Below are 416 nucleotides of genomic sequence, written 5' to 3' on the forward strand. Positions count from 1 at the left end.
GTAAGGGAAATAAGGGAAAGTTTTATTTAGTCATTGCCTGCCACTTTATCAAGTAACCTTGCAGATTCCCGCTTGGCTTTTCTTGTAGAGTGTGCATAGACATTCATGGTGGTACTGACATCTGAGTGCCCTAACAGTTCCTGCACATCCTTTGGTGCTGCTCCATTTGCCAGAAGGTTGCTTGTGTAGGTGTGTCGCAACTGGTGAAAATGAAATCCTTCAAATCCATCCAGTTTCTGAGCAATCTTCCTGCAAACAATTCCTAACGAGCTTGGCAGTTCCAAACTTCCATCCGGTCTTAAGCAGACAAAGGATATTTCCTTATAATCTTCTGGAACATTCTTTGTTCCGTCCAGATGATAGAACTCATAGTAAACTCTGTTTTTGTCTTTTACTTCTCTGTAGTAGTTTTTGTG

At 41.3% G+C, this 416-nt stretch carries 1 protein-coding gene; it reads right to left on the reverse strand.

Going from position 1 to position 416, the window contains the following annotated elements:
- Positions 1-26 precede the first annotated feature (26 nt).
- The coding region (locus LI164_RS15705; RefSeq protein WP_227087384.1) for a tyrosine-type recombinase/integrase at positions 27-416 on the reverse strand (390 nt) is incomplete at its 5' end.

Source organism: Dorea sp. 210702-DFI.3.125 (assembly GCF_020560945.1).
In the GTDB taxonomy this organism is placed as follows: Bacteria; Bacillota; Clostridia; order Lachnospirales; family Lachnospiraceae; genus Dorea; species Dorea formicigenerans.